Origin of the sequence: Mesorhizobium sp. M00.F.Ca.ET.216.01.1.1, assembly GCF_004010325.2 — a bacterium.
In the GTDB taxonomy this organism is placed as follows: Bacteria; Pseudomonadota; Alphaproteobacteria; order Rhizobiales; family Rhizobiaceae; genus Mesorhizobium.
Genome location: NZ_SADR02000393.1, coordinates 1 through 315 on the forward strand (window position 1 = coordinate 1; position 315 = coordinate 315).

1 protein-coding gene is annotated in these 315 nt (G+C 55.2%); it reads right to left on the minus strand.

Annotation, left to right across the window (positions count from 1 at the left end; genetic code table 11):
- Positions 1–315, minus strand: a 315-nt coding sequence (locus EN859_RS36640) for an extracellular solute-binding protein (protein WP_135913708.1), incomplete at both ends; no start/stop codon positions are given.

Consider the following 315-nt stretch of genomic DNA (forward strand, 5'->3'; position numbering starts at 1 on the left):
AAGGCAACGAATGCCTTGGTATCCGGATCATTGAACGCCGGATCGGTGGATTCCGCCTTGGTGGTCGGCATGAAGCCTTCTGTGGTCGTGAACTCGACGCGCGGTTCCTTCGTGAACAGATAGTCGAGGAACTTCCACGCGGACTTCTTCACTTTCGAGTTCTTGAACATCACGATCGAATCCGTGACCGCATAGGTGGCGTGCGTGGTGCCCATCGGAATAGGATCGATACCGTACTTGAGATTGGGTGCTTCCTTCTTGATCTGCTTTGCGAGGAACGGCGCGGAAATCATCATCGCCACGCGGCCCTGCTTG